At 71.7% G+C, this 20,716-nt stretch carries 20 protein-coding genes; 9 read left to right on the forward strand and 11 right to left on the reverse strand.

Features of this window, described 5'->3' with window-relative positions:
* Positions 1–1,351 (reverse strand): ABC transporter ATP-binding protein (locus tag ACYVHU_RS17170; protein ID WP_498948993.1); only part of this gene is annotated, 1,351 nt, incomplete at its 3' end.
* 141 nt (positions 1,352–1,492) lie between these two features.
* Between ACYVHU_RS17170 and ACYVHU_RS17175 the strand changes: the two genes are divergently transcribed.
* Positions 1,493–1,840, forward strand: a complete 348-nt coding sequence (locus ACYVHU_RS17175; RefSeq protein WP_200813667.1) for an HGxxPAAW family protein — start codon at positions 1,493–1,495, stop codon at positions 1,838–1,840.
* A gap of 91 nt (positions 1,841–1,931) precedes the next feature.
* Here ACYVHU_RS17175 and ACYVHU_RS17180 read toward each other — a convergent pair whose 3' ends face one another.
* The 6 genes from ACYVHU_RS17180 to ACYVHU_RS17205 form a co-directional block, all read right to left on the reverse strand.
* Positions 1,932–3,581, reverse strand: coding sequence for a DEAD/DEAH box helicase (locus tag ACYVHU_RS17180; RefSeq protein WP_078762571.1), 1,650 nt, complete (start codon positions 3,579–3,581; stop codon positions 1,932–1,934).
* Between the two features lie 332 nt (positions 3,582–3,913).
* The gene (locus ACYVHU_RS17185) at positions 3,914–4,723 is read right to left on the reverse strand and encodes an enoyl-CoA hydratase/isomerase family protein (protein WP_498948995.1); all 810 of its coding nucleotides are present in this window, start codon (positions 4,721–4,723) and stop codon (positions 3,914–3,916) included.
* Between the two features lie 192 nt (positions 4,724–4,915).
* Positions 4,916–5,128, reverse strand: a complete 213-nt coding sequence (locus tag ACYVHU_RS17190) for a helix-turn-helix domain-containing protein (protein WP_078762569.1) — start codon at positions 5,126–5,128, stop codon at positions 4,916–4,918.
* A gap of 192 nt (positions 5,129–5,320) precedes the next feature.
* Positions 5,321–6,919, reverse strand: coding sequence for an ABC-F family ATP-binding cassette domain-containing protein (locus tag ACYVHU_RS17195; protein ID WP_078762568.1), 1,599 nt, complete (start codon positions 6,917–6,919; stop codon positions 5,321–5,323).
* Positions 6,920–7,151: 232 nt separating this feature from the next.
* A complete protein-coding gene (locus ACYVHU_RS17200; protein ID WP_394330062.1) occupies positions 7,152–8,351 on the reverse strand; it encodes an AI-2E family transporter in 1,200 nt (399 codons plus the stop codon).
* Positions 8,352–8,541: 190 nt separating this feature from the next.
* On the reverse strand, positions 8,542–8,949 hold the full coding sequence (locus tag ACYVHU_RS17205; RefSeq protein ID WP_078762566.1) for a YccF domain-containing protein: 408 nt from the start codon (positions 8,947–8,949) through the stop codon (positions 8,542–8,544).
* 292 nt (positions 8,950–9,241) lie between these two features.
* On the opposite strand from ACYVHU_RS17205, the gene ACYVHU_RS17210 reads away from it, so the two are divergent.
* The 3 genes from ACYVHU_RS17210 to ACYVHU_RS17220 all read left to right on the forward strand — a co-directional run bounded on the left by ACYVHU_RS17210 (position 9,242) and on the right by ACYVHU_RS17220 (position 11,009).
* The gene (locus ACYVHU_RS17210) at positions 9,242–9,469 is read left to right on the forward strand and encodes a hypothetical protein (protein ID WP_078762565.1); all 228 of its coding nucleotides are present in this window, start codon (positions 9,242–9,244) and stop codon (positions 9,467–9,469) included.
* A gap of 94 nt (positions 9,470–9,563) precedes the next feature.
* Complete coding sequence (locus ACYVHU_RS17215) at positions 9,564–10,217, forward strand: MBL fold metallo-hydrolase (RefSeq protein ID WP_078762599.1); 654 nt, start codon at positions 9,564–9,566, stop codon at positions 10,215–10,217.
* 492 nt (positions 10,218–10,709) lie between these two features.
* Positions 10,710–11,009, forward strand: coding sequence for a WhiB family transcriptional regulator (locus tag ACYVHU_RS17220; RefSeq protein WP_123201111.1), 300 nt, complete (start codon positions 10,710–10,712; stop codon positions 11,007–11,009).
* Between the two features lie 255 nt (positions 11,010–11,264).
* Here the strand turns inward: ACYVHU_RS17220 and ACYVHU_RS17225 are convergent, their stop codons facing one another.
* Both ACYVHU_RS17225 and ACYVHU_RS17230 read right to left on the reverse strand, forming a co-directional pair.
* The gene (locus tag ACYVHU_RS17225) at positions 11,265–12,569 is read right to left on the reverse strand and encodes a phosphoribosyltransferase family protein (RefSeq protein ID WP_498948998.1); all 1,305 of its coding nucleotides are present in this window, start codon (positions 12,567–12,569) and stop codon (positions 11,265–11,267) included.
* Between the two features lie 129 nt (positions 12,570–12,698).
* Complete coding sequence (locus ACYVHU_RS17230) at positions 12,699–13,277, reverse strand: GNAT family N-acetyltransferase (protein WP_498949000.1); 579 nt, start codon at positions 13,275–13,277, stop codon at positions 12,699–12,701.
* A gap of 284 nt (positions 13,278–13,561) precedes the next feature.
* On the opposite strand from ACYVHU_RS17230, the gene ACYVHU_RS17235 reads away from it, so the two are divergent.
* Positions 13,562–14,782, forward strand: coding sequence for an MFS transporter (locus tag ACYVHU_RS17235; RefSeq protein WP_498949001.1), 1,221 nt, complete (start codon positions 13,562–13,564; stop codon positions 14,780–14,782).
* A gap of 55 nt (positions 14,783–14,837) precedes the next feature.
* Here the strand turns inward: ACYVHU_RS17235 and ACYVHU_RS17240 are convergent, their stop codons facing one another.
* Entirely contained in the window at positions 14,838–15,575 is a 738-nt protein-coding gene (locus ACYVHU_RS17240; protein ID WP_078762561.1) for an HNH endonuclease family protein, read from the reverse strand.
* 113 nt (positions 15,576–15,688) lie between these two features.
* Positions 15,689–16,876: a YihY/virulence factor BrkB family protein gene (locus ACYVHU_RS17245; RefSeq protein WP_078762560.1), complete on the reverse strand. Its 1,188-nt coding sequence runs from the start codon at positions 16,874–16,876 to the stop codon at positions 15,689–15,691.
* A 439-nt stretch (positions 16,877–17,315) separates the two neighbouring features.
* Here ACYVHU_RS17245 and ACYVHU_RS17250 point away from each other — a divergent pair, with 439 nt between their 5' ends.
* Genes ACYVHU_RS17250 through ACYVHU_RS17265 form a run of 4 tightly spaced genes read left to right on the forward strand, consistent with a single transcriptional unit; the run spans position 17,316 to position 20,657 of the window.
* Complete coding sequence (locus ACYVHU_RS17250) at positions 17,316–19,001, forward strand: nitrite/sulfite reductase (protein WP_078762559.1); 1,686 nt, start codon at positions 17,316–17,318, stop codon at positions 18,999–19,001.
* A complete protein-coding gene (locus tag ACYVHU_RS17255; RefSeq protein ID WP_078762558.1) occupies positions 18,998–19,198 on the forward strand; it encodes a hypothetical protein in 201 nt (66 codons plus the stop codon). The genes ACYVHU_RS17250 and ACYVHU_RS17255 overlap by 4 nt, the downstream gene beginning before the upstream one ends.
* Positions 19,195–19,887, forward strand: a complete 693-nt coding sequence (locus ACYVHU_RS17260) for a phosphoadenylyl-sulfate reductase (RefSeq protein WP_078762557.1) — start codon at positions 19,195–19,197, stop codon at positions 19,885–19,887. Before ACYVHU_RS17255 ends, ACYVHU_RS17260 begins: the two co-directional genes overlap by 4 nt.
* Positions 19,869–20,657 carry a sirohydrochlorin chelatase gene (locus tag ACYVHU_RS17265; RefSeq protein WP_078762556.1) on the forward strand — a complete coding sequence of 263 codons (789 nt, stop codon included), beginning with the start codon at positions 19,869–19,871 and terminating at the stop codon, positions 20,655–20,657. The genes ACYVHU_RS17260 and ACYVHU_RS17265 overlap by 19 nt, the downstream gene beginning before the upstream one ends.
* The last annotated feature ends 59 nt before the right edge of the window (positions 20,658–20,716 follow it).

The raw sequence follows: 20,716 nt of genomic DNA on the forward strand, positions 1-20,716 counted from the left end.
GGTCCACCCCGCCCACGCGCACCACACCCTCCACCGGGTCGTACAACCGGGTCACCAGATGCGTCAACGTGGTCTTCCCCGCCCCCGACGGCCCCACCAACGCCACCATCTCCCCCGGCGCCGCCGAAAACGACACGTCATCGAGCACCAGCGGCGTCGCCCCGTCGGCCTCCTCCTTCCCCGATGTCCGCGACACCGACTCCAGGGAGGCCAACGACACCTCCGCCGACCGGGGATAGCGGAAAAAGACGTGGTCGAACTCCACGTCCAGCGGGCCTTCGGGCAGGGGGCGCGCGTCGGGACGGTCGGTGATCGCCGGGCGCAGGTCCAAGACCTCGAACACCCGGTCGAAGCTGACCAGCGCGGTCATCACGTCGACGTGGACGTTGGACAGCGCCGTCAACGGCCCGTACAGGCGGGTCAGCAGGGTGGCCAACGCGACCAGCGTGCCCAGCTCCAGGATGTCGCCGATGGCGAGCAGGCCGCCGACACCGTAGACGACCGCCGTGGCCAGGGCCGCCATGAACGTCAACCCGGTGAAGAAGATCCTGCTGTACATCGCCGAGGTGACACCGATGTCGCGCACCCGCGCGGCGCGGACCGCGAAGCGCTCCGCCTCCTCCTCCGGGCGCCCGTAGAGCTTGACCAGCATCGCGCCGCCCACGTTGAACCGCTCGGTCATGACCGAGCTCATCTCCGCGTCCAGCCGCATCCGCTCGCGGGTGATCCCCGCGAGACGGCGGCCGAACGCCTTGGCCGGAACGATGAACAGAGGGACCAGGACGAGGACGATCAGGGTGATCCGCCACGACAGCGCCAGCATGGTGGCCAGGACCAGGACCAGGCTCACGACGTTGGAGACCACCGACGACAGCGTCGTGGTGAGCGCTCGCTGGGCGCCGATCACGTCGGTGTTGAGCCGGCTGATCAGCGAACCCGTCTGGGTGCGGGTGAAGAACGCCAGGGGCATGCGCTGCACGTGCGCGAACACCTGGGTGCGCAGCCCGTAGATGAGCCCCTCGCCGATCCGCGCCGACAGCCAGCGTTGCGCCAGGGTCAGCACCGCCTCCACCAGGGCCAGGCCGGCCAGGGCCAGCGCCAACCCGACCACGAGGTCGGCGTCACCGGGGATGACGCCCTGGTCGATGAGCGCCTTCATCACCAGCGGCGTGGCGACGACGATGCCGCCGCCCAGGGCGGTCAACACGAGGAAGGCCACCAGCGCGGGCAGGTGGGGGCGCGCGTAGCGCGCGATGCGGCGGATCGTCCCCGGCCGCAGCCGCTCCTTTGTCACATCGCGGTCGCGGGAGAAGCTGCGGAAGGTGCTCCACGTGGCGCTGCTGCCCTGCATAGGCGCGTCTCCCCGGGGCGAGGCGGTCGGCCGACATGATCGTCAACACGCCCCTCCCCCACGCTCTTCCCCCGCCACGCCGCGCCGCCCCGGGTTTCCCCCTCCCCGGCGGGGGAAGGGCGCCAGGACAGGAGGTGGCACATGAACACACCAGACGAACGGAGCAGGGTCGGCAAGCCGGACGACCGGGGCAAGCTCGGTAACGAGCCCGAGGGCGGGAAGCTGGTCAAGCACTCCTCCCACCGTGGCCGCTGGCGCTCCTGGATCATGGTGGGCGTGATGACGGCGGGCTTCGTGCTGGCCGGTGTCGCGCTGACCCTGGGGCCCACGTGGTGGATGTTCTGGGCGGGAACCGCGCTGTTCGTCGTGGGAGGCGTGGTGGCCTACCTGCTGGGCATCCAAAACGACGTGGTGCTGGACGAGCCGAGCTGGCGGAACCCTCCCCGCGAGGACCGCGAGAACCGGGGCTACCCGAAGGAAGTGAGCTGAGCCGCGTTCTCCGCCCGGACCGCGACGGTCCGCGGCGAACGCGACGATGGCCGCGCCCCCATCGGGGACGCGGCCATCGTCGTCTCAGCGATCAGGCGCGCGAGGCGCCCGGGTGGCGGCGGTCGCCGCCACGGTAGGGCTTGCGACCGCCACGACGGTCGTCGCCGCGCCAGGCCGGCCGATCGTCGCGGGGCCGGTCCTCGCCACGCCAGTTCGGGCGGTCCTCACGCCGCGGACGGTCGTCGCGGAAGGGACGGTCGTCACGGAAAGGACGGTCGTCGCGCCGCGGACGGTCGTCACGGAACCGGTCCTCGCGGAAGGGACGGCGTCCCTGGTGGCCGTGCGACTCACGGCGCTCACCGCCGAAGTCGCGGCGCTCACCGCCGAAGTCGCGGCGCTCGCCACCGAAGTCGCGGTCGCGTCCGCCGCCCTCCCTGCGGTCACCGTAGGGACGGCGCTCACCGCGCGGGCGACCGCCGTAGCCGCCACCGTTGCGGCGCGGCCCGCCACGACGGCCCCGGGCGCCACGGCGCTCCGGCTCCGGCGGCTCGATCCACGGCTCCCAGGAGGGCTCGCGGGCCCCGGTGACCTCGGTGAGCAGCTCGTCACCCGGGTTGACCAGGTGCTGCTTGGCGTCCACCCCGGCGTCCATGAGCAGACGGCGGGCCTGGCGGCGCTGGTTGGGCGCGACGAGGGACACCACTCGGCCGGACTCGCCGGCGCGGGCGGTCCGACCACCGCGGTGCAGGTAGTCCTTGTGCGCGGTGGGCAGGTCGACGTTAACCACCAGGTCGATGCCGTCGACGTGGATGCCCCGGGCCGCGACGTCGGTGGCGACGAGGGCGCGGATGCGGCCCTCGCGGAACTTGGCCAGGGTCTTGGTGCGGACGCTCTGCGTCTTGCCCCCGTGCAGGGAGGCGGCCGGGACGCCCGCGTTGACCAGCTGCTCGCTGATGGTGTCGGCCCGGTGCTTGCTGCGCACGAACAGGATGGTGCGGCCCTCGCGCGCGGCGATCTGGGTCACGATCATGTTCTTGTCGCGGGGCAGCACCTTGAGGAGGTGGTGCTCCATGGTCGTGACCTGCGAGACCGGCGGGTCGACCGAGTGGGTCTTGGGGTCGTTCATGTAGCGGCGGACCAGCTTGTCGACGTCCCCGTCGAGGGTCGCGGAGAACAGCAGCGTCTGACCGCCGGGGCGCACCTGGTCGAGCAGCTCGCTGACCTGGGGCATGAAGCCCATGTCGCACATCTGGTCGGCCTCGTCCAGCACCGAGATCTCCACGTCGGAGAGCTCGCAGGCGCCCTGCTCGATCAGGTCGCTGAGCCGGCCGGGCGTGGCGACGAGAACCTCGACACCGCGGCGCAGCTCGTTGATCTGACGGGTGTAGGAGCTGCCGCCGACGACGTCGCCGACGCGGACGCCGAGCGTGTGGGCGTAGGGCTCCAGCGCGTCGCGCACCTGGTGGGCGAGCTCACGGGTGGGGACGAGCACCAGGGCGCGCGGGCGGCGCGACGCCGCCCGCTCCTCGGCGGCGCGGACAAGGACCGGCAGGCCGAAGGCCAGGGTCTTTCCCGAACCGGTGCGGCCACAGCCGAGGACGTCACGGCCGGCGAGCGCGTCGGGGATCGTGGCGGCCTGGATCGGGAACGGGGTGGTCAGCCCGTTCTGCGTCAGTTTCGTGACGACCTTCTCAGGAAGACCGAGATCGCCAAAAACCGGGCATACGGCAGTATCCGTCAAGTGACGTAAACCTTCCTCATCGATCGGCGGCGTTTCGAGGAAGGCTCCGTGGTCACAGCGGAAACCGCGAAGAAATCACACAAACGCGCCGGATAATGCGACTCGGGGGGTAGCTAAGACGTCCCCCTGCGCTGGGCGGCCCGGCGCGCCGGATGCGCGCAGCACGAATTGACCGCCTCCAAGAGCGTACTAGACATCCGATCAGAACGGGTAAGCGATGGCCGATATTCCCCGCTCCCCCGGGGGAGAAACGCCGTGATCCCGCACACACCGGCGGGGCCGCCACCTCTGCGCGCCCTGCCCGCCGTCGAGCGCGGGCAGGGCGCGAGACGCTAGCCCGCCGCGCGGGCCAACGCGGTGAGACGGTCGATCTGGGCGGCCCGCTCGGCCGCCGCCTGCTCTTCGAGGCCGGCCTCCGTGGCCCCCAGGAGCAGGGCCTTGGTGGCGGTGGCCGCCTCGGCGGGGACCGCCAGCAGCGCGGCCGTCAGGTCGGCGACCGCCGCCTCCAGCTCGTCCCCGGGGACGACGAGCTCGGCGAGGCGCAGCTCACGGGCCTCGGCCGCGGAGACGGTGCGCGCGGTCAGGCACAGTTCGATGGCGCGGTTCACCCCGACCAGATCCACCAGGGGCTTGGTCCCGGTGAGGTCGGGCACCAGCCCGAGGGCGGGCTCCTTCATGCACAGCCGCGCGTCATCGGCCAGGACACGCAGGTCACAGGCGAGGGCGAGCTGGAAACCGGCACCGATCGCATGGCCGCGCACCGCGGCGACGGAGACGATGTCGGGGCGGCGCAGCCACAGGTAGCCCGCCTGGTAGGAGGCGATGAGCGCGTCGATCTCGGAGCGGTCGCCGTCACCCGCGGCGATCCCGGCCATGAGCGAGGTCTCGCCGGGGACGCCCTCGGGAGAGAACATCGCGAGGTCGATCCCCGAGGAGAAAGACGACCCATCTCCGCTTATGACAACAATACGGACAGATTCGGGCAGACCATGGCCAATATGGGCCAGAGTCGTCCAGGTCCGTCCGGTCATGGCGTTACGCCGTTCAGGACGCGCCAGCGTGACCTTCGCGACCGCCCCCTGGATCTCCAGCCGTAGCCCCGCGGCCGTCAGCTCCTCGGCTGACGGCAGTGCCGCCTCCACCTCGCACACCTCCGCACACCGGCCCCTACCACCGAGCCGGATTCGGTCGACTTGACCGCCTCACCGTAGCCTTTCGGCAATCGCCTGCCATGACCGGGGGGCGAGTCCGGCGGTGAATACGGACGGCACCCTGCTCACGGCGGCACGGGGCGGTCCGGCGGCCGCGCGAGAGCGGCGACGCGCGGAACGGCCTCAGGAGGTGCTACGCCGCGTGGCTCCGCCACGGCCGCGCAGGCTCACTCCGGCCTCGGTGAGCAGACGGTGCACGAAACCATAGGAACGTCCCGTTGCGGCGGCCAGGGAACGGATGCTCTCGCCCTCGTCATAGCGCTTCTTCAGCTCGGCTGCGAGCTGGGAGCGCTCCGTTCCCGTCACGCGGGTGCCCTTTCTCAGGGTCTCGGCCACGTGTACCTCCTGTGCTCTCGGTCGACCGCAGCGACATTGCTGCCCATGATCAGCCATGGCATGCCGGCTGGCTACCCACCGGGAGGGGAAAAGAAGGCGTGTCGAACCGAAGACGAGGTTTCGGACAGTACCTATATCGGGGCCGGGTGGCTCTCCGAGCGGCCCGCCGCGCGGTCACGGCGGGCCGCGAACTCAGGCCAGCGCGATGAGATCGGTGAAGTCGGCGTTCCAGACGTCCTCGACACCATCGGGGAGCAGGATCACCCTCTCGGGCTGGAGCGCGTCGACCGCGCCCTCGTCGTGGGTGACCAGCACGATGGCGCCCTTGTAGTTGCGCAGGGCGCTGAGGATCTCCTCGCGGCTCGCGGGGTCGAGGTTGTTGGTCGGCTCGTCCAGCAGCAGCACGTTGGCGCTGGAGACCACGAGCGTGGCCAAGGCCAGACGGGTCTTCTCGCCACCCGACAGCACCCCGGCCGGCTTGGCCACGTCGTCGCCGGTGAACAGGAAGGACCCCAGGGTGCGGCGGGCCTCGACCTCCGGCAGGTCCGGCGCCGCGCTCATCATGTTCTCCAGCACCGAACGTTCGGTGTCGAGCGTCTCGTGCTCCTGGGCGTAGTAGCCCAGCCGCAGCCCGTGGCCGTGCACCACCCGACCGGTGTCGGGCTTCTCGACCCCCGCCAGGAGGCGCAGCAGGGTCGTCTTGCCGGCGCCGTTGAGCCCGAGGATGACGACGCGGCTGCCCCGGTCGATCGCGAGGTCCACGCCGGAGAAGATCTCCAACGACCCGTAGGACTTCGACAATCCCTCGGCCATCAAGGGCGTGCGACCGCTCGGCGCGGGATCGGGGAAGCGCAGCTTGGCCACCCGGTCCACCTGGCGCTGCCCGGCGACCGAGGACAGGATGCGCTCGGCCCGGTGCTCCATCTGCTGGGCGGCCTTGGCCTTGGTGGCCTTGGCCCGGAACCGGTCGGCCTGCTTCTGCAACGCCGACGCCTGCTTCTCGGCGTTGGCCTGCTCCCGGCGCCGACGCCGCTCATCGGCCTCGCGCTGGACCTGGTAGGCCTTCCAGCCCATGTTGTAGATGTCGATGACGCAGCGGTTGGCGTCGAGGTAGAAGACCTTGTTGACGACGTGCTCGACAAGCTCGACGTCGTGGCTGATGACGATCAGACCGCCCTGGTGGGACTTGAGGAAGTCCCGCAGCCACACGATCGAGTCGCCGTCGAGGTGGTTGGTGGGCTCGTCGAGCAGGAGGGTGTCGGCGTTGCTGAAGAGGATGCGGGCCAGCTCGACCCGGCGGCGCTGACCACCCGAGAGCGTGTGCAGCGGCTGCGAGAGGATCCGGTTGGGCAGCCCCAGGCTGGAGGCGATGGAGGCGGCCTCGGCCTCGGCCGCGTATCCCCCCAGCACGTGCAGGCGCTCCTCGGCCCGGGCGTAGGCCCGCACCCCCTGGTCCCGGATCTTGGGGACGTCGCTGCTCATCTTCTCTTCGGCGACGCGCATGCGGCGCAACACCTCGTCGATGCCGCGCGCGGCGAGAATCCGGTCGCGGGCGATCACGTCGAGATCGCCAGTGCGCGGGTCCTGCGGCAGGTAGCCGACAGTCCCCTTCGTGGTGACCTGTCCGTTGGCGGGCAGACCTGCGCCGGCCAGGACCTTGGTCAAGGTGGTCTTGCCCGCCCCGTTGCGGCCGACGAGGCCGATGCGGTCGCCGGCGGCGACGCGGAAGGAGGTGGGCTCCAGCAGGAGGCGGGATCCGACACGGATCTCCAGGTCGGAGGCGATGAGCATCAGGCTATGACTTCCTTGCGAGGGCATGCGTGGGGACGGTCGGGAACGGCTCCGCAGCGACGCCCGCGACGGCGGGCGGCGCGGAGGCATCGGGGTGGTCAGTCCGGAATCACACGCACGCCCCCAGCCTAGCCTCCGGTGGGGGCCGCCGCGTCCGCTCTGCTGGTTGCCCGTCCGCGCGGGAGGAGGGACCGCCTCCCGCGCGGACGCGCGGAACAACAGGGGACGCGGGTCAGGCCGTGCCGCCCTCCTGCGGGGCGACCGGCGCGGCGGGAGACGGCGGGGCCGGCTCGGGCCCGGGCGGGGCCGTGGCGACGATCCCGCCGGTGGCGATCCGACGCGCCTCGGCGGCCTCGCGCTCGGCGGCGGCGAACGGGCGGTTGCGCAGCAGGGCGGCGATGACCGCGGCCACCGGGGTGGCCAGGAAGGCCCCGGCGATCCCACCGACGATGGAGCCCACCGCGATGGCCAGCAGCACGATCGCCGAAGGAAGCTCCAGCGCCTTCCCGTAGATCCGCGGCGCGAAGATGTGGCTCTCCAGTTGCTGCACCAGCACGGTGGCGCCGATCACGACGAGCGCGATCACCCACCCCGCGTCGATGAAGGCCACCAGCGCGGCGATCAGACCGGTGAGGAAGGCCCCCACCACCGGGAGGAAGGCGCCGATGAACGTCAGCACGATGAGGGGGATCGCGAGCTGGATGTCGATGAGGAAGACGAGGAAGAGCCCGATGCCCACCGCGTCGATGAACCCGACGATCGCCACGCCGCGGACATAGCGCCCCATCACCCCGTAGGTGACCCGCCCCCCGACGCGCAGGGCGCGGCGGGACTGCTGCGGGAACAGTTCGCACACCCACTCCATGAGCCTGTCACCGGAGTGGACGAAGTAGACGGTGAGGACCAGGGTGAGCACCAGCCCGATGAGGACCTCGCCGACGGCGACGGCACCGGCCCAGGCGCCGCTGACCAACTGGGCGCTGTTGCGCTGGAGCTCGGCTTGGGCGCTGCGCACCAGCTGGTTGACCACCTGCTCGTCCAGCCCCAGCGAGGCGGCGAGCCGCTGGAGGGTGGCCACCGCCTGGTTGAGGCTGTCGAGGAGGCCGCCGACACCGTTGATCGCCGGCTGCACGATGAGGGTGACCACCCCGCCGAACACGATCATGGCGCCCAGGAAGGTGATCGTCGTCGAGGGGCCACGGCCCAGACCCCGCCGGCGCAGCCATTTGGCGGCCGGCATGAGCAGCGCGGTCAGGAAGACGGCGAGCACGATGGGCAGCGTGACGACCCGGGTGTAGGTGGCCGCCCACAGCAGCAGGGCCGCGACGACGCCGACGACCAGTATCCGCCAGGACGTGTCGCTGACCCGGCGCAGCAGGTCGTCCTCCTCCATCTCCCCGGGTTCGGGCGGCGGGACCTGTTCCGTCACCACCGGCCCGGTTTCGCGGACGGGCTCCGTCCTCTTGCGCCACATCCACCGCTGTCCCGGTCGGAACACCCTCAACTCCGGCCCCTCTACTCCGTTTCCTGACCAACCGCCGTCTCATCCCCGCACCGGTGGTCGTGTCCAACGTCGCTCAGCAAAGGCGGCGGTCGACGCCGTACCGGGCGGGAAGGGAAGTCTAGAACTGCCAGACGGAGCGGCGTTCGCCGCTGGCAACGATCTCATTGCCGAACGGGGCCAGTGCCACTGGGATCATCTTCAGGGAGGCCCAGGCCATGGGAATGCCGATGATCGTGATCGCCAGGCCGAACGCGGTGACGATGTGTCCCAGGACCAGCCACCATCCGGCGACGATCACCCAGATGACGTTGGCGACCGTGCTGCCGGTTCCCGCGCCGGGGCGGCGGACGAGCTCGCGCCCGAAGGGCCACAGCGCGTAGTTGGCCATGCGGAACGAGGCGACGCCGAACGGGATCGTGACGATCAGGATGCAGCAGATGAGACCCGCGAAGGCGTATCCCACGGCCAGCCAGAACCCGGCGACGAACAACCAGATGACGTTGAGGACGAAACGCAGCAGGGCCATTTCCCCCACCCTTCCCTGTACTCGCGTGTGAGGTTCGCGGGCGGTACGCCCCTCGCGCGCATGTCGTCGTTGTGCCGTTGTCCGCCCCCGGGTGGACCGCGGGGGCTTGCGCCCGCCCTCGCCTCCACCTAGTACGACGGGGCGTGGGCGGGCGTCGTTCCCGTGCGCGCCCCCGAACTCGTCCCTTAGGGGGTGGTGAGGGCAACGCGCCGGGCCGCCGAGGGGCAACAACGGACCAAAAATCCCGCCCCCTTCGGTGTGGCGTCTCGCCGGTCAGGGGAGGCCCTGTCCCGTGGACAAGACGCGAGAACCACACCTGCCCGTTTCGGCCGGAACCCCCGTCACCCCCACCCCGTCCGCCCCTCCCTTCCCGCCCGCGGAGGCCAGGGGGGCACGCGACTCCGTCGACGTCGCGGCGCTGGAGGAACTCCTCCGCCGGGTGCGCCGGGGTCCCCGCACCGCGCCGGCGGACCGCCGGCCCGCCCCCGTCCGCGAGGAGACCACTCCCTCGGCGGGTTAGGGTCGCGCGGCGGGGAGAGGTGTCATGGGAGAGGGCGGACGCCGAGGCGTCCGCCGGACACCTTCCATCCATCGACCGGACCGAGGAACCGACCGTGCGTATCACCAAACTGGGGCACTCCTGCGTACGCCTGGAACGCGACGGGGCGACGCTCGTCATCGACCCGGGCACGTTCAGCGAGCCGGACGCGGCGGCGGGCGCCGACGCGATCGCCATCACCCACGAACACCCCGACCACTTCGATCCCGATCGTCTGTACGCGGCCGCCACCGACAATCCGGAACTGGAGATCTACGCCCACCCCTCCGTGGCGGCGCGGCTCTCGGAGTTGACGGAGCGGGGCGTGCGGGTCCACGAGGTGGTCCATGGCGACACCCCGCGCATGGCCGGCTTCGACGTCCACGTCTACGGGGAGCGGCACGCGGTGATCCATCCCGACATTCCGGTCGTGGCGAACGTGGGGTTCCGGATCGAGGCCCCCGGTGGCGCGCTGTTCCACCCCGGGGACGCGCTGACCGTGCCGGAGGATCCGGTCGCCCTGCTCCTCCTCCCGTTGCACGCGCCGTGGATGAAGGTCGGCGAGCTGATCGACTACGCGCGCGAGGTGGCGCCGCAGCGGGCCGTCGCGATCCATGACGGCCTGCTCAACGAGGTGGGGGCGGGGGTCTACGCCAAGAACCTGGCGCTGACCGAGGTGGCGGGGGGCAACTACGAGCGCCTGACCCCGGGAGAGAGCCGCGAACTTTAGCAGCTCGTCGCCGCCGGGCCGAGGGGAACCGCACATCTCCTGGACCGGCGGCGCTACCGGGCTGGTGTGACCCGGCTATCAACCCGAACCTCTGGCCAGAGACCAAAAACAGACATACGATGTCCCATATCCGGCGCCCGCGTCGGTACTTGCGATTCCGTGGCAAACCGGGACAGATGGCCACACATCCACCGGTTCAAACCGGTTTTCGGTAACGGTTGAGCGAGTAATTTCCCCACCCCCCGTGCGCGATCGGGAGTGGGGATGGCATGATTACGTACCGGCCGGCAGGGAGAGCGTTTCTGCCTCCGCGGCCTATCGCGTGAGCGCCCGCCGGCTTCGGCGGATCTGCGCCGCCGTGGTCTCCACCACACCGGGAACACCGAAGCACGGCATGACGTTTCGTCATGCTGGGCGTCTCACGCTGCATGACCAGTTTTGTGACTCAGCTTCTGACAGCTTACTAGCGATTTCAGTAGAGGTGGTTCAACCATGTCTCAGGTACGCCGGCAGGCCACGCTGCGCCCCCGCCCGAGCTGGGGGTGGCAGGATGCCGCCGCGTGCCGGGGCGAGGACCTTGTGCTCTTCTTCGGCCCGGACGGCGAGCGCCAGCCCGAGCGGGAGATCCGTGAGCGCAAGGCCAAGGAGATCTGTGCTCAGTGCCCTGTTCGTACCGAATGTCTCGACTACGCGATCTCGCGTCCCGAGAAGTACGGCACGTGGGGCGGCCTGAACGAAGACGAGCGCGCTTCTGAGCGCCGTCGCCGCATGCGCCGCGCCAACGCAGCCTGATCCCGACGCCCGCCCCGGGCGAATCGCGGCGGTGACGGTGCGCGTCCTCACGACGCCCCGTGTCCCGCCCCCTCCGTGCGACCCCGTCATCCGCGTGTTCCGTCGCACGGCACGGGACCTCCGGACCCCTCCGGCGGTTCCCCGCCTTCACGGCTTCCCCTGGCCGGCCGTTTCGGCCGTCCCGCGCGATTCCCGCGTTCTTCCCGTGGCGCCTCGGCCCCGTGCCGGGGCGCCACGGCGTTTCCCACCCCGGCCTCACAGGTGCCGACCGAACCACTCCACCGCGGAGTCCGCGGCCCGTTGCCAATCCTCGGGGCCGCTGAGCAGCTGCTCAGCGCCGGCGACCACCCGCAGTTCCCGGGGACCGGCGAGCCGGCCCATCGCCCATTCGGCGATCTCCCGGACGAAGGAGTCCTCCCCCTCGGCCAGCGCGAGGACCGGGACCCGCACCCGCGTCAGCGCGTCCTCGGCCATGTCGATACGGCCGTCGCGGGCCAGGACCGCTCCGACGTCGTCGGGCAGCTCCGCGGCCGCCACCAGGGCCGCCGCCGCACCGGAGCCCGACCCGACGAGCCCCACCGGCCGGTCGGCGGCATCGGTCGACCTGCGCAGCCAGCGCACCGCCGCCGCCAACCGCTCTCCCAACCGGCGCGTGTCGACCCCGCTGGCCCCCGTCTCCTCCTCCCGTCGCCACTCCTGGGAGGTGAGCAGGTCCAACAGCAGCGTGGCATACCCCGCCCGGCGCAGCGCCGCGGCGACCGTGCGATGCCGCGGATCGTGGCGGCCGTGCCCCAGGGCGAAGACCACCGTGCCGTGCACGACCGAGGGCACCGCCAGGTCCCCGTCGAGGTGCTCCTCCCCCGCCCGGATGCGGACCGCGCGCTCGGAGTCGTTCTCGGCGCTCTGGTCGCGCAGCTCCGCCAGCAACGTGGTCACGTGCTCGTCGGAGAGCTGGCGGAAATCCCGGTACCACTCCCCCACCGCGCGGAAGTTCGCCGGGGCGGTGAGGACCACGAGCTGGTCGACCTCTGGACGCAGCGCCTCGACCGCCGTGCCCGAGGCCACCGGAACGGCGAGCACCAACCTGGCCGGGCGCGCGCGGCGCACCATGCGTAGCGCGGCGCGCGCCGTCCCGCCGGTGGCCACCCCGTCATCGACGACGATGACGTCACGTCCGGCAAGGCGCGGCGCCGACCGCGTCCCCCGGTAGACCTCCAGCCTGCGGGCGAGTTCGGCCCGCTCCGCCGCCACCGTCTCGGCCAGGCGCTCGCGCGAGACCCCCAGCCTGGCCAGCATGGAGTCGTCGAAACAGACATGGCCGTCCTCGGCCAGCGCGCCGACGCCCAGTTCGGCGTGGCCCGGAAGCCCGATCTTGCGCACGACCAGGACGTCCAAGGGGGCGCGTAGCCGGCGGGCGAGCTCCGCGCCCACGGGCACGCCCCCGCGAGGCAGGGCCACCACGATCGGGTCGGTGACCGCGAAGGCACGCACCCGTTCGGCGAGCCGGCGCCCGGCCTCGGCTCGATCGGCGAAGGGAAGCGAAACGGGAAGCGGACTCACGGCGACCTACCGCTTGACTCGGCAGTGAAGAGTGCCTACCGGCATACCCCCTCGTTCCACCGCCGCAACCCCGGAAAACCGCAAATCTACATCAGGGCCGACCATAGACGGCCATTCCCTCCGCCCGGCTCACCGGCCGGCCCGCTCCTCCGCCTTGCGGAAGTCGCCCTCCAGCGCGGCCATCACCAAGGCGTCATGGCGGCGCCCCTCCCACAGCAGAGCGTCACGCAACCGCCCCTCGACCACGAAGCCGCAGGCCCGGTAGGCGGCGATCGCCCGCATGTTGAAGGCGTAGACCTCCAGCCAGACCCGGTGCAGCCCGATCCGGCTGAAGGCGTAGTCCAGGACCAGTCTGGTCGCCTCCCGCCCCAGGCCACGACCGGTGAACTGGATGGCCGACAGCGCGATCCGGTAGGCGGCGCTCTCGTTGTCGGCGTCGACGTCCATCAACGACAGCTCGCCGACGTAACGGCCCTGCGCCCGGTCGATGATCGCGAGGTCGAGCCGGTCGGTCCGACGCGCCCGCGAGGCGCACCAGCGCAGCGCCTCTTCCCGGGTGAGGACACGGTGGGTGCCGGTCAGACGGCGGGTCTCGGCATCCTGGGTGGCCTCGTAGAAGACGTCGGCGTGCTCCTCCGCCAGCGGAACGAGGCGGACGAGGTCACCGGTGAGCGTCGGTTTGTCGCGCAGCGCGCTCGGATCGATCATCGGTCGGGGCTCCGGTCATCATGGGCGAGTGAGCGGGGATCGCCGGGTCGGTCGGACGGATGGGATGTTCACCAGGGCTCGGGGTTGCGGTCCGAAAGGACCATATGTAGGACGCCCGACACACGTGACGCAAGCCCGGCTCCCCTTCGGCTTGCCCTCGCTCCCCCCGTTCACGCGACGCCGCCGTGTTCTAGGGTTCGGAGAGTCCCGGCCCCGCCGGACCCGCCGGGCTCCGCGACGGAGGCGACGACCGTCGTCTGGGGCCCCACCCGAAGGAGGAACCGGTGTCCACACACCCCCAGGCCCCCGCGCGGCCGGACACGGTGGCGCGTCGGGCGCGCGCCGCCGTCGTCGTGCTGTTCCTGGTCAACGGCTTCACCTACACCAACGTGGTGCCGTGGCTGCCCGCCATCAAGGACGACCTGGGACTCTCCAACGCCGCGCTGGGCACCGCGATCGCCGCGATGCCGCTGGGGGCGCTGCTGACCGGCATGCTCGCCGGGCCGCTCATCGCCCGGTTCGGCAGCGGGCGGGTGTCGGTGGCCACCGGCCTGCTCGGCGCCCTGCTGCTCCCGCTGGTCGCCCTCGCCCCCAACTGGGGGGTCCTGGCCGTGGCCCTGTTCGGCCTGGGGTGCGCGGACGCCTGGATGGACTCGGCGATGAACTCCCACGGGCTGCGGGTGCAACGCCGCTACGGCCGGTCGATCATCAACACCTTCCACGCCGTGTGGAGCGTGGGCGCGGTGGGCGGCGGCCTGCTGGGAGCGTCAATGGCCGGCCTGGGGGTTCCGCTCCCCGCGCACCTCGGCGGCGTCGCGATCCTGTTGGCCGTTCTCTCCCTCACGGCGGCGCGGATGCTGCTGCCCGGCCCCGAGCACGCGGAACGCTCCGACGGTTCGCACGCCCCGGCCCCCGGCGAGGTGCTGCGGCTGCTGCGTCGCGCGGCCGGCCTCCTGCTCGCCTTGAGCGTGCTGTTGATGATGTCGGCCGCGGTCGAGGACGCCGCGGCGTCCTGGGGGGCGGTCTACATGCGCGACGAGCTCATGGCCACGGCCTTCCTGGCCGGCCTGCCCTTCGTGGCGTGCCAGGCGTTGATGACGGTGGGACGCCTCGTCGGCGACCGGCTGACCGACCGGTTCGGGGCCGTGGCGGTCGCGCGCACGGGACTGCTGCTGTCCGCGGCCGGGCTGGGGGCGGCGCTGCTGTTCCCCAGCCCCTGGACGACGATCGCCGGTTTCGGCCTGACCGGTCTGGGGGTGGCGACGTTGTTCCCGTTGACCCTCACCGCGGCCGGTGAGATCCCGGGGGTGCGCAGCGGCGACGGGGTGACCATCGTGGCCTGGCTGGCGCGTGTCGGCTTCCTGTGCTTCCCGCCCCTGGTGGGACTGGTCGCCGACTCCGCCTCGCTGCGTGTCGGGTTGGTCGCGATCCCCCTGGCGGCGCTCATCGGGGCGGCCCTGGCCGGGGCGCTACGCCCCCGGACCTCGACCGGGGCCGCCGCCTGAGGCCCACGGGGCCGCCCCGGGCGCGAGGTCGGGCGCCGGCGCGGACGGCCGGGGCTCAGCAGGTGCCGAGCATGTCCGCCAGCGCCGCGTGGTCCCGCGCCGCCAGCGGCAGGTCATAGCGGTGGGAGACGTCGATGTAGGCGATGGCGTAGGAGCACTGGTAGTCGGCGTGGGGGCGCCACTCGCCGGGACCGGAGTCGCTCTTCTCCCGGTTGGCCGGACCGTAGGCGGCGACCAGGTTGTCGGGGTCGTTGGCGAACTCGATCCGGCGTTCCCGGTCCCACTCGTCGGCTCCCATCCGCCAGGCCAGCGACAGCGGGACCACGTGGTCGATCTGCACCTGCTGGGGGTCCTCGCTGGTGAACTCGACGCGGTCGCCGGTGTAGGGGTCGTCGAGCACGCCCGCGAGGACCTTGCACTCCTCGTCGGTGCGCACCTGGTCGAGGTCGCGCGCCAGTATGTCGTTACGGGTGGAGCAGCCGTTGCCGTCGGTGTCGATCCACCCGTGGCCGAACTCCTCGCGTTCGTAGTCGCCCCGGGGGGCGGGCTCGGCGGTGGGGATGGCGGCCAGGAGGTCGGCCGCCCGTTCCGCCTCGGCCGAGGAGCCCGGAGCCGGGGAGGCCGGGGAGGCGGGTCCGCCCCCGTCCCCGGCGAGGTCGCGCAGCAGGCCGAGCGGATCCCGTCCGGTGAGCAGGGCCGCCAATCCGACCAGGGCCACGACGACGGCCAGCGCGGCGACCACCCCCGCCGGTCGTCGGCATCCGGAGCGTCGGTCACGGGACGGGACGGCCATGATGGTCACTCACCTCGACGGCGCGGGCTCGGGGACGGGGATGGACGCGCCGATGATCATGAGCATGCCGGATCCGCGCTCCCTCCGGTAGCCGCCGAAGGGTGCTCCTGCTCTCACCCCTCCCCGGCCCGGGCCACCGGCCCCGAGGGGGGAGTCTCGGCGCCCTCGTCCGCCGGCTCCTCCTCCTGCCGTTGCTCCTCGCCCTCCTGCCGTTGCTCCTCGCCGGTGGGGACCGCGGCGGCGACCGTTTCGCCCCGCTCCGGGCGGTCGTTTTCGGGCGCGGGTTCCACGTCGGCCTCGCCCTCCTCCCCGGCCACGCTCTGCAACGCCTTCTCGCGCCGCTCCACCAGACGCGCGGCGCGGGCGTGCCGCCGGGCGGCGATCTCGGCGCGCGCCGTCGCGGTCGTCTCGGTGGGCCACATCGCGTCGATCTCGGCGTTGAGGGACGACCCCACGAGGACGGCCAGGGCCATGACCCACAACCAGGCCAGGATCGCGATCGGCGCCGCGAGCGAACCGTAGATGGTGACCTGGCCGAAGGAGGCGTCGAGGTACAGGCGCAACAGCACCGACCCCGCCAGCAGGACCAGGACGGCGACCACCGCGCCGGGCAGGTGACGCCAGACGGGGGTGCGCACCGGAACGCTCAGCGTGTACAGCCCGACCAGGCACAGCAGGGACAGCGCGACGACCCCGGGCCAGTAGGCCAGGTGGAGGTGGTCGGCGGTCATCGGCAGCAGGTCGCGGACGAGCTCCGGCCCGGCCACGATCGCGGGCAGCACGACCAGGGCGAACAGCAGGCCGCCGAGGTAGCCGACGAACGCCAGGGCGCGCTGGCGGAAGTAGCCGCGCAGTTCCTCCAGACCGTAGGCGATCGTGATGGACTCGATGAACACGTTCATGGCGCGCGACCCCGACCACAGGGAGACCAGGAACGTCACCGAGATCGCGCCGCCCTGCGCGCCGGCCAGGAAATCGTCGACGAGGGGGGTGACCACGGTGTCGACGGTGTCGGTGGTCAGCGCGGTGGCGGCGAGCTCCAAGATCCACTCGCGCACCCCCAGGACCGTCTCGGCGCCCAGCAGCGGACGGAGGTGGCCGAGCGCGCCGACCAGACCGAGGAGCAGGGCGGGCAGTGACAGCAACGAGAAGAACGCCGACTCGGCGGCCAGCCCGACCACCCGGGTGCGGGAGGCGGAGGCCGCGGTACGTGCGACGAGGGAGACCACGGCGCCCAGCCGCGGGTTACGGATGCACAGATCGTCCAGATAGCGCCGGGCCCGTTCCGCGAGAACTCGCACACCGTCCAACCTAGCCGCCGGCTCCCGCCTCGGCGTCCGACCTGTCGATCCTCCCGGTTCCGATGACAAAACGTGACCCTATTTCCTACTTACTTTACCGGTTATACGTGATGTGCTTCACCGACAGGCGGGACGGCCCGCGCCTGGACAAAGGATTCCTCCGCGTGCCATTGTCGAGACCATGACCACTGTTTTGGACCCGATGCTCTGCGTGCGCCGGCACGTGGACTTTCTGCGGGTCCGCAGTGCCATCTGTCGCAACGTCGGCTGACTCCACCGCCGCACTGTCTCCACCCGCCCGCACCCTGGGGCGTATGCGGCGCCGACGTTGCCCTCCGCCTCGCACGACCCCGACTCCGCCACAACGAGGTGCGGATCCTGGGGCCGGTGGGGTGCGCGTCGGCCGACGCGCCCCGCGACCCGCTCGGAGGACCCCGCGATGCCTCCCGCATCCGCAAAGACCAGCCCCACGACCTCACGGCCGCGCCGTGGCGAGGGTCAATGGGCTCTCGGCTACCGCGAACCGCTCAACAAGAACGAAGAGAACAAGAAGAACGACGACGGCCTCAACGTCCGTCAACGCATCATCGACATCTACTCCCGCGCCGGATTCGACTCGATCGACCCCGCCGACCTGCGCGGACGGTTCCGCTGGTACGGCCTGTACACCCAACGCGCCCCGGGCATCGACGGCGGCAAGACCGCCGTCTTGGAGCCCGAGGAGCTCGACGACCGCTACTTCATGCTGCGCGTGCGCATCGACGGCGGCCGGCTCACCGTCGCGCAGCTCCGCGCCATCGCCGAGGTGTCCACGGCCTACGGTCGCGACACCGCCGACATCACCGACCGGCAGAACGTCCAGTTGCACTGGGTGCGCATCGAGGACGTCCCGGCGATCTGGGAGAAGCTGGAGGCCGTCGGGCTGTCCACCACCGAGGCGTGCGGTGACACCCCCCGCGTCATCCTGGGCTGTCCGCTCGCCGGGATCGCCGAAGAGGAGGTCATCGACGCCAGCGAGCAGATCCAGCAGATCTACGACGAGCACATCGGCAGCCCCCTCTTCTCCAACCTGCCGCGCAAGTTCAAGACCTCCATCGCCGGCTGCTCGGTCCACTGCGTCAACCACGAGATCAACGACGTCGCCTTCGTCGGGGTGATCGGACCCGACGGAACACCCGGATACGACCTGTTCGTCGGTGGCGGCCTGTCGACGAACCCGATGTTCGCCCAGCGGCTCGGCGTCTTCGTCCGCCCCGATCAGGTCAGCGAGGTCTGGGCGGGGGTCTGCTCGGTCTTCCGCGACTACGGCTACCGCCGGCTGCGCCACCGCGCGCGGATCAAGTTCCTGGTCAAGGACTGGGGGACGGCGAAGTTCCGCGAGGTGCTGGAGAAGGAGTACCTGGGCTACGCGCTGCCCGACGGCCCCGCCCCCGAGCTCGACCCCGGCCTGCGCCGCGACCACGTGGGCGTGCACCGCCAGCGCGACGGCCGCTACTACGTGGGCTTCGCCCCGAAGGTGGGCCGCGTCTCGGGGACCACGCTGGCGCGCATCGCCGACATCGCCGAGGCCCACGGTTCCGACCGGGTGCACACCACGGCCGACCAGAAGCTGGTCATCCTCGACATCGACGAGGAGCGGGTGGACTCGGCCGTCTCCGCCCTGGAGGCCGAGGGACTCCAGGTCAACCCCGGCACGTTCCGCCGCCAGACGATGGCCTGCACCGGCATCGAGTTCTGCAAGCTGGCGATCGTGGAGACCAAGGCGCGCGGCGCCACCCTGATCGAGGAGCTCGAACGGCGGCTGCCCGACTTCCCCGAACCGATCACGATCAACCTCAACGGCTGCCCCAACTCCTGCGCGCGCATCCAGGTCGCCGACATCGGGCTGAAAGGACAGCTCGTCACCAACGCCGCCGGCGAACAGGTCGAGGGCTACCAGGTGCACCTGGGCGGCGGCATGGGGCTCAACGCCGCCTTCGGCCGCAAGGTCCGCGGCCTGAAGACGACCGCCGAGGAGCTGCCGGACTACGTCGAGCGCGTGCTGCGCCGCTACCTGGAGCAGAAGGAGGACGGCGAGGCGTTCGCGCAGTGGGTGACGCGCGCCGGCGAGGGGGATCTGAAGTGAGCGAACGCGCCGCTCCCTACTACTGCCCCTACTGCGGGGACGAGGACCTGGTGCCCCACGAGGGCGACGCGCACAAGGGCGCGGGTTCCGCGTGGGCCTGCGGCGGCTGCGCGCGGGTCTTTCGAGTGAAGTTCGTCGGCCTACAGGGCATCGCCGCCAGGCCGGCCGGTGGCATACAGACGGGTGGGAACGCATGAACGTCACAGTGGACGGCGAGAGCCTGGCCACGCGCGCGGCGGCCGAGCTGGAGGAGGCCAGCGCGCAGGAGATCATCGAGTGGGCCGCCGACACCTTCGGCGACAGGCTGTGCATGACCTCGTCGATGGCCGACGCGCTCATGGTCGACCTGGTGTCCAAGGTCGTGCCCGGAATCGACGTCATCTTCCTCGACACCGGTTACCACTTCGCCGAGACGATCGGCACCCGTGACGCGGTCGAGGCGGTCTACCCGATCAACCTGATCAACGTCGAACCCCGGCGTACCGTCGCCGAGCAGGACCGCGACCTCGGTCCCCGGTTGCACGGCCGCAACCCCAACATCTGCTGCTACCTGCGCAAGGTCGAGCCGCTGCAACGCGCCCTGGAGCCCTACGACGCCTGGCTGAGCGGGCTGCGCCGGGACGAGGCGGTCACCCGGCGCGACATCGGCGTGGTGCAGTGGGACGCCCGCCGCCAGATGGTCAAGGTCAACCCCATCGCGCGGTGGACCCAGGCCGACGTGGACGCCTACATGGCCGAGCACGGCGTCATGGTCAACCCGTTGCAGTACGACGGGTACCCGTCGATCGGCTGCGCGCCGTGCACCCGGCGGGTGGAGGCGGGCGCCGACCCCCGCAGCGGACGCTGGGCGGGCACCGGCAAGACCGAATGCGGAATCCACCTGTGAGCGCGGCGGGACACGCCCAGGGCCCGCCGCTGGTCGCGGTGGCCCACGGCAGCAGGGACGCGCGCTCCTCGCGCGCCGTCGAGGCGCTGTTCGCGCGGGTGCGCCGGCTGCGCCCGGGCCTGGACGTGCGCGTGGCCTACCTCGACCATGTCGCGCCGGACCCGCGCGCGGCCGTGGCCTCGCTGGCCGCCGAGGGCGCGGGGGCGGCCGTCGTGCTGCCCGCGCTGCTCACCGCGGCCTATCACAGCAAGGTCGACCTACCGCGGGAGCTGGCCGCGGCGCGGGCGGCCTGGCCGTGGCTGCGCCTCGGCTACGCCGCCACGCTGGGACCGCACCCGTTGCTGCTGGAGGCGGTCGAGCGGCGGCTGGCGGAGGCCGGCGTCACCGCGGCGCCCGACACCGCGCTGGTCCTCGCCTCGGCGGGCTCCAGTGACGCCACCGCCAACGCCGTGATCACCCGGGCGGCGCAGACGTTGGCGGAGCGCGGACCGTGGCTCCGCGTGGTCGCGGCCCACGCCTCGGCGGCCTCGCCCACGCCGGGCGAGGCCGTGGCGCGGTTGCGCGCGCAGGGGGCGCCCCGGATCGTGGTCGCCACCTACCTGCTCGCACCGGGGTACTTCGGCGACCTGGTCGCCGAGCAGTCCCTGGCCGCGGGCGCCGACACGGTGTCGGCGGCGCTCGGCGACGCCCCCGAGGTCGCCCGGGTCGCGCTGCACCGCTACGACGAGGCGCTGCATCGGGTTCCGGACGAGGGGGCGGTGGTCCCCTAGGAGTCCGAGCGCGCCGCCGCGGGCACCCGTTCCCTGGGGGGCGGGTGCCCGCGGCGTCA

The sequence above is a fragment of the Marinactinospora endophytica genome (assembly GCF_054780875.1).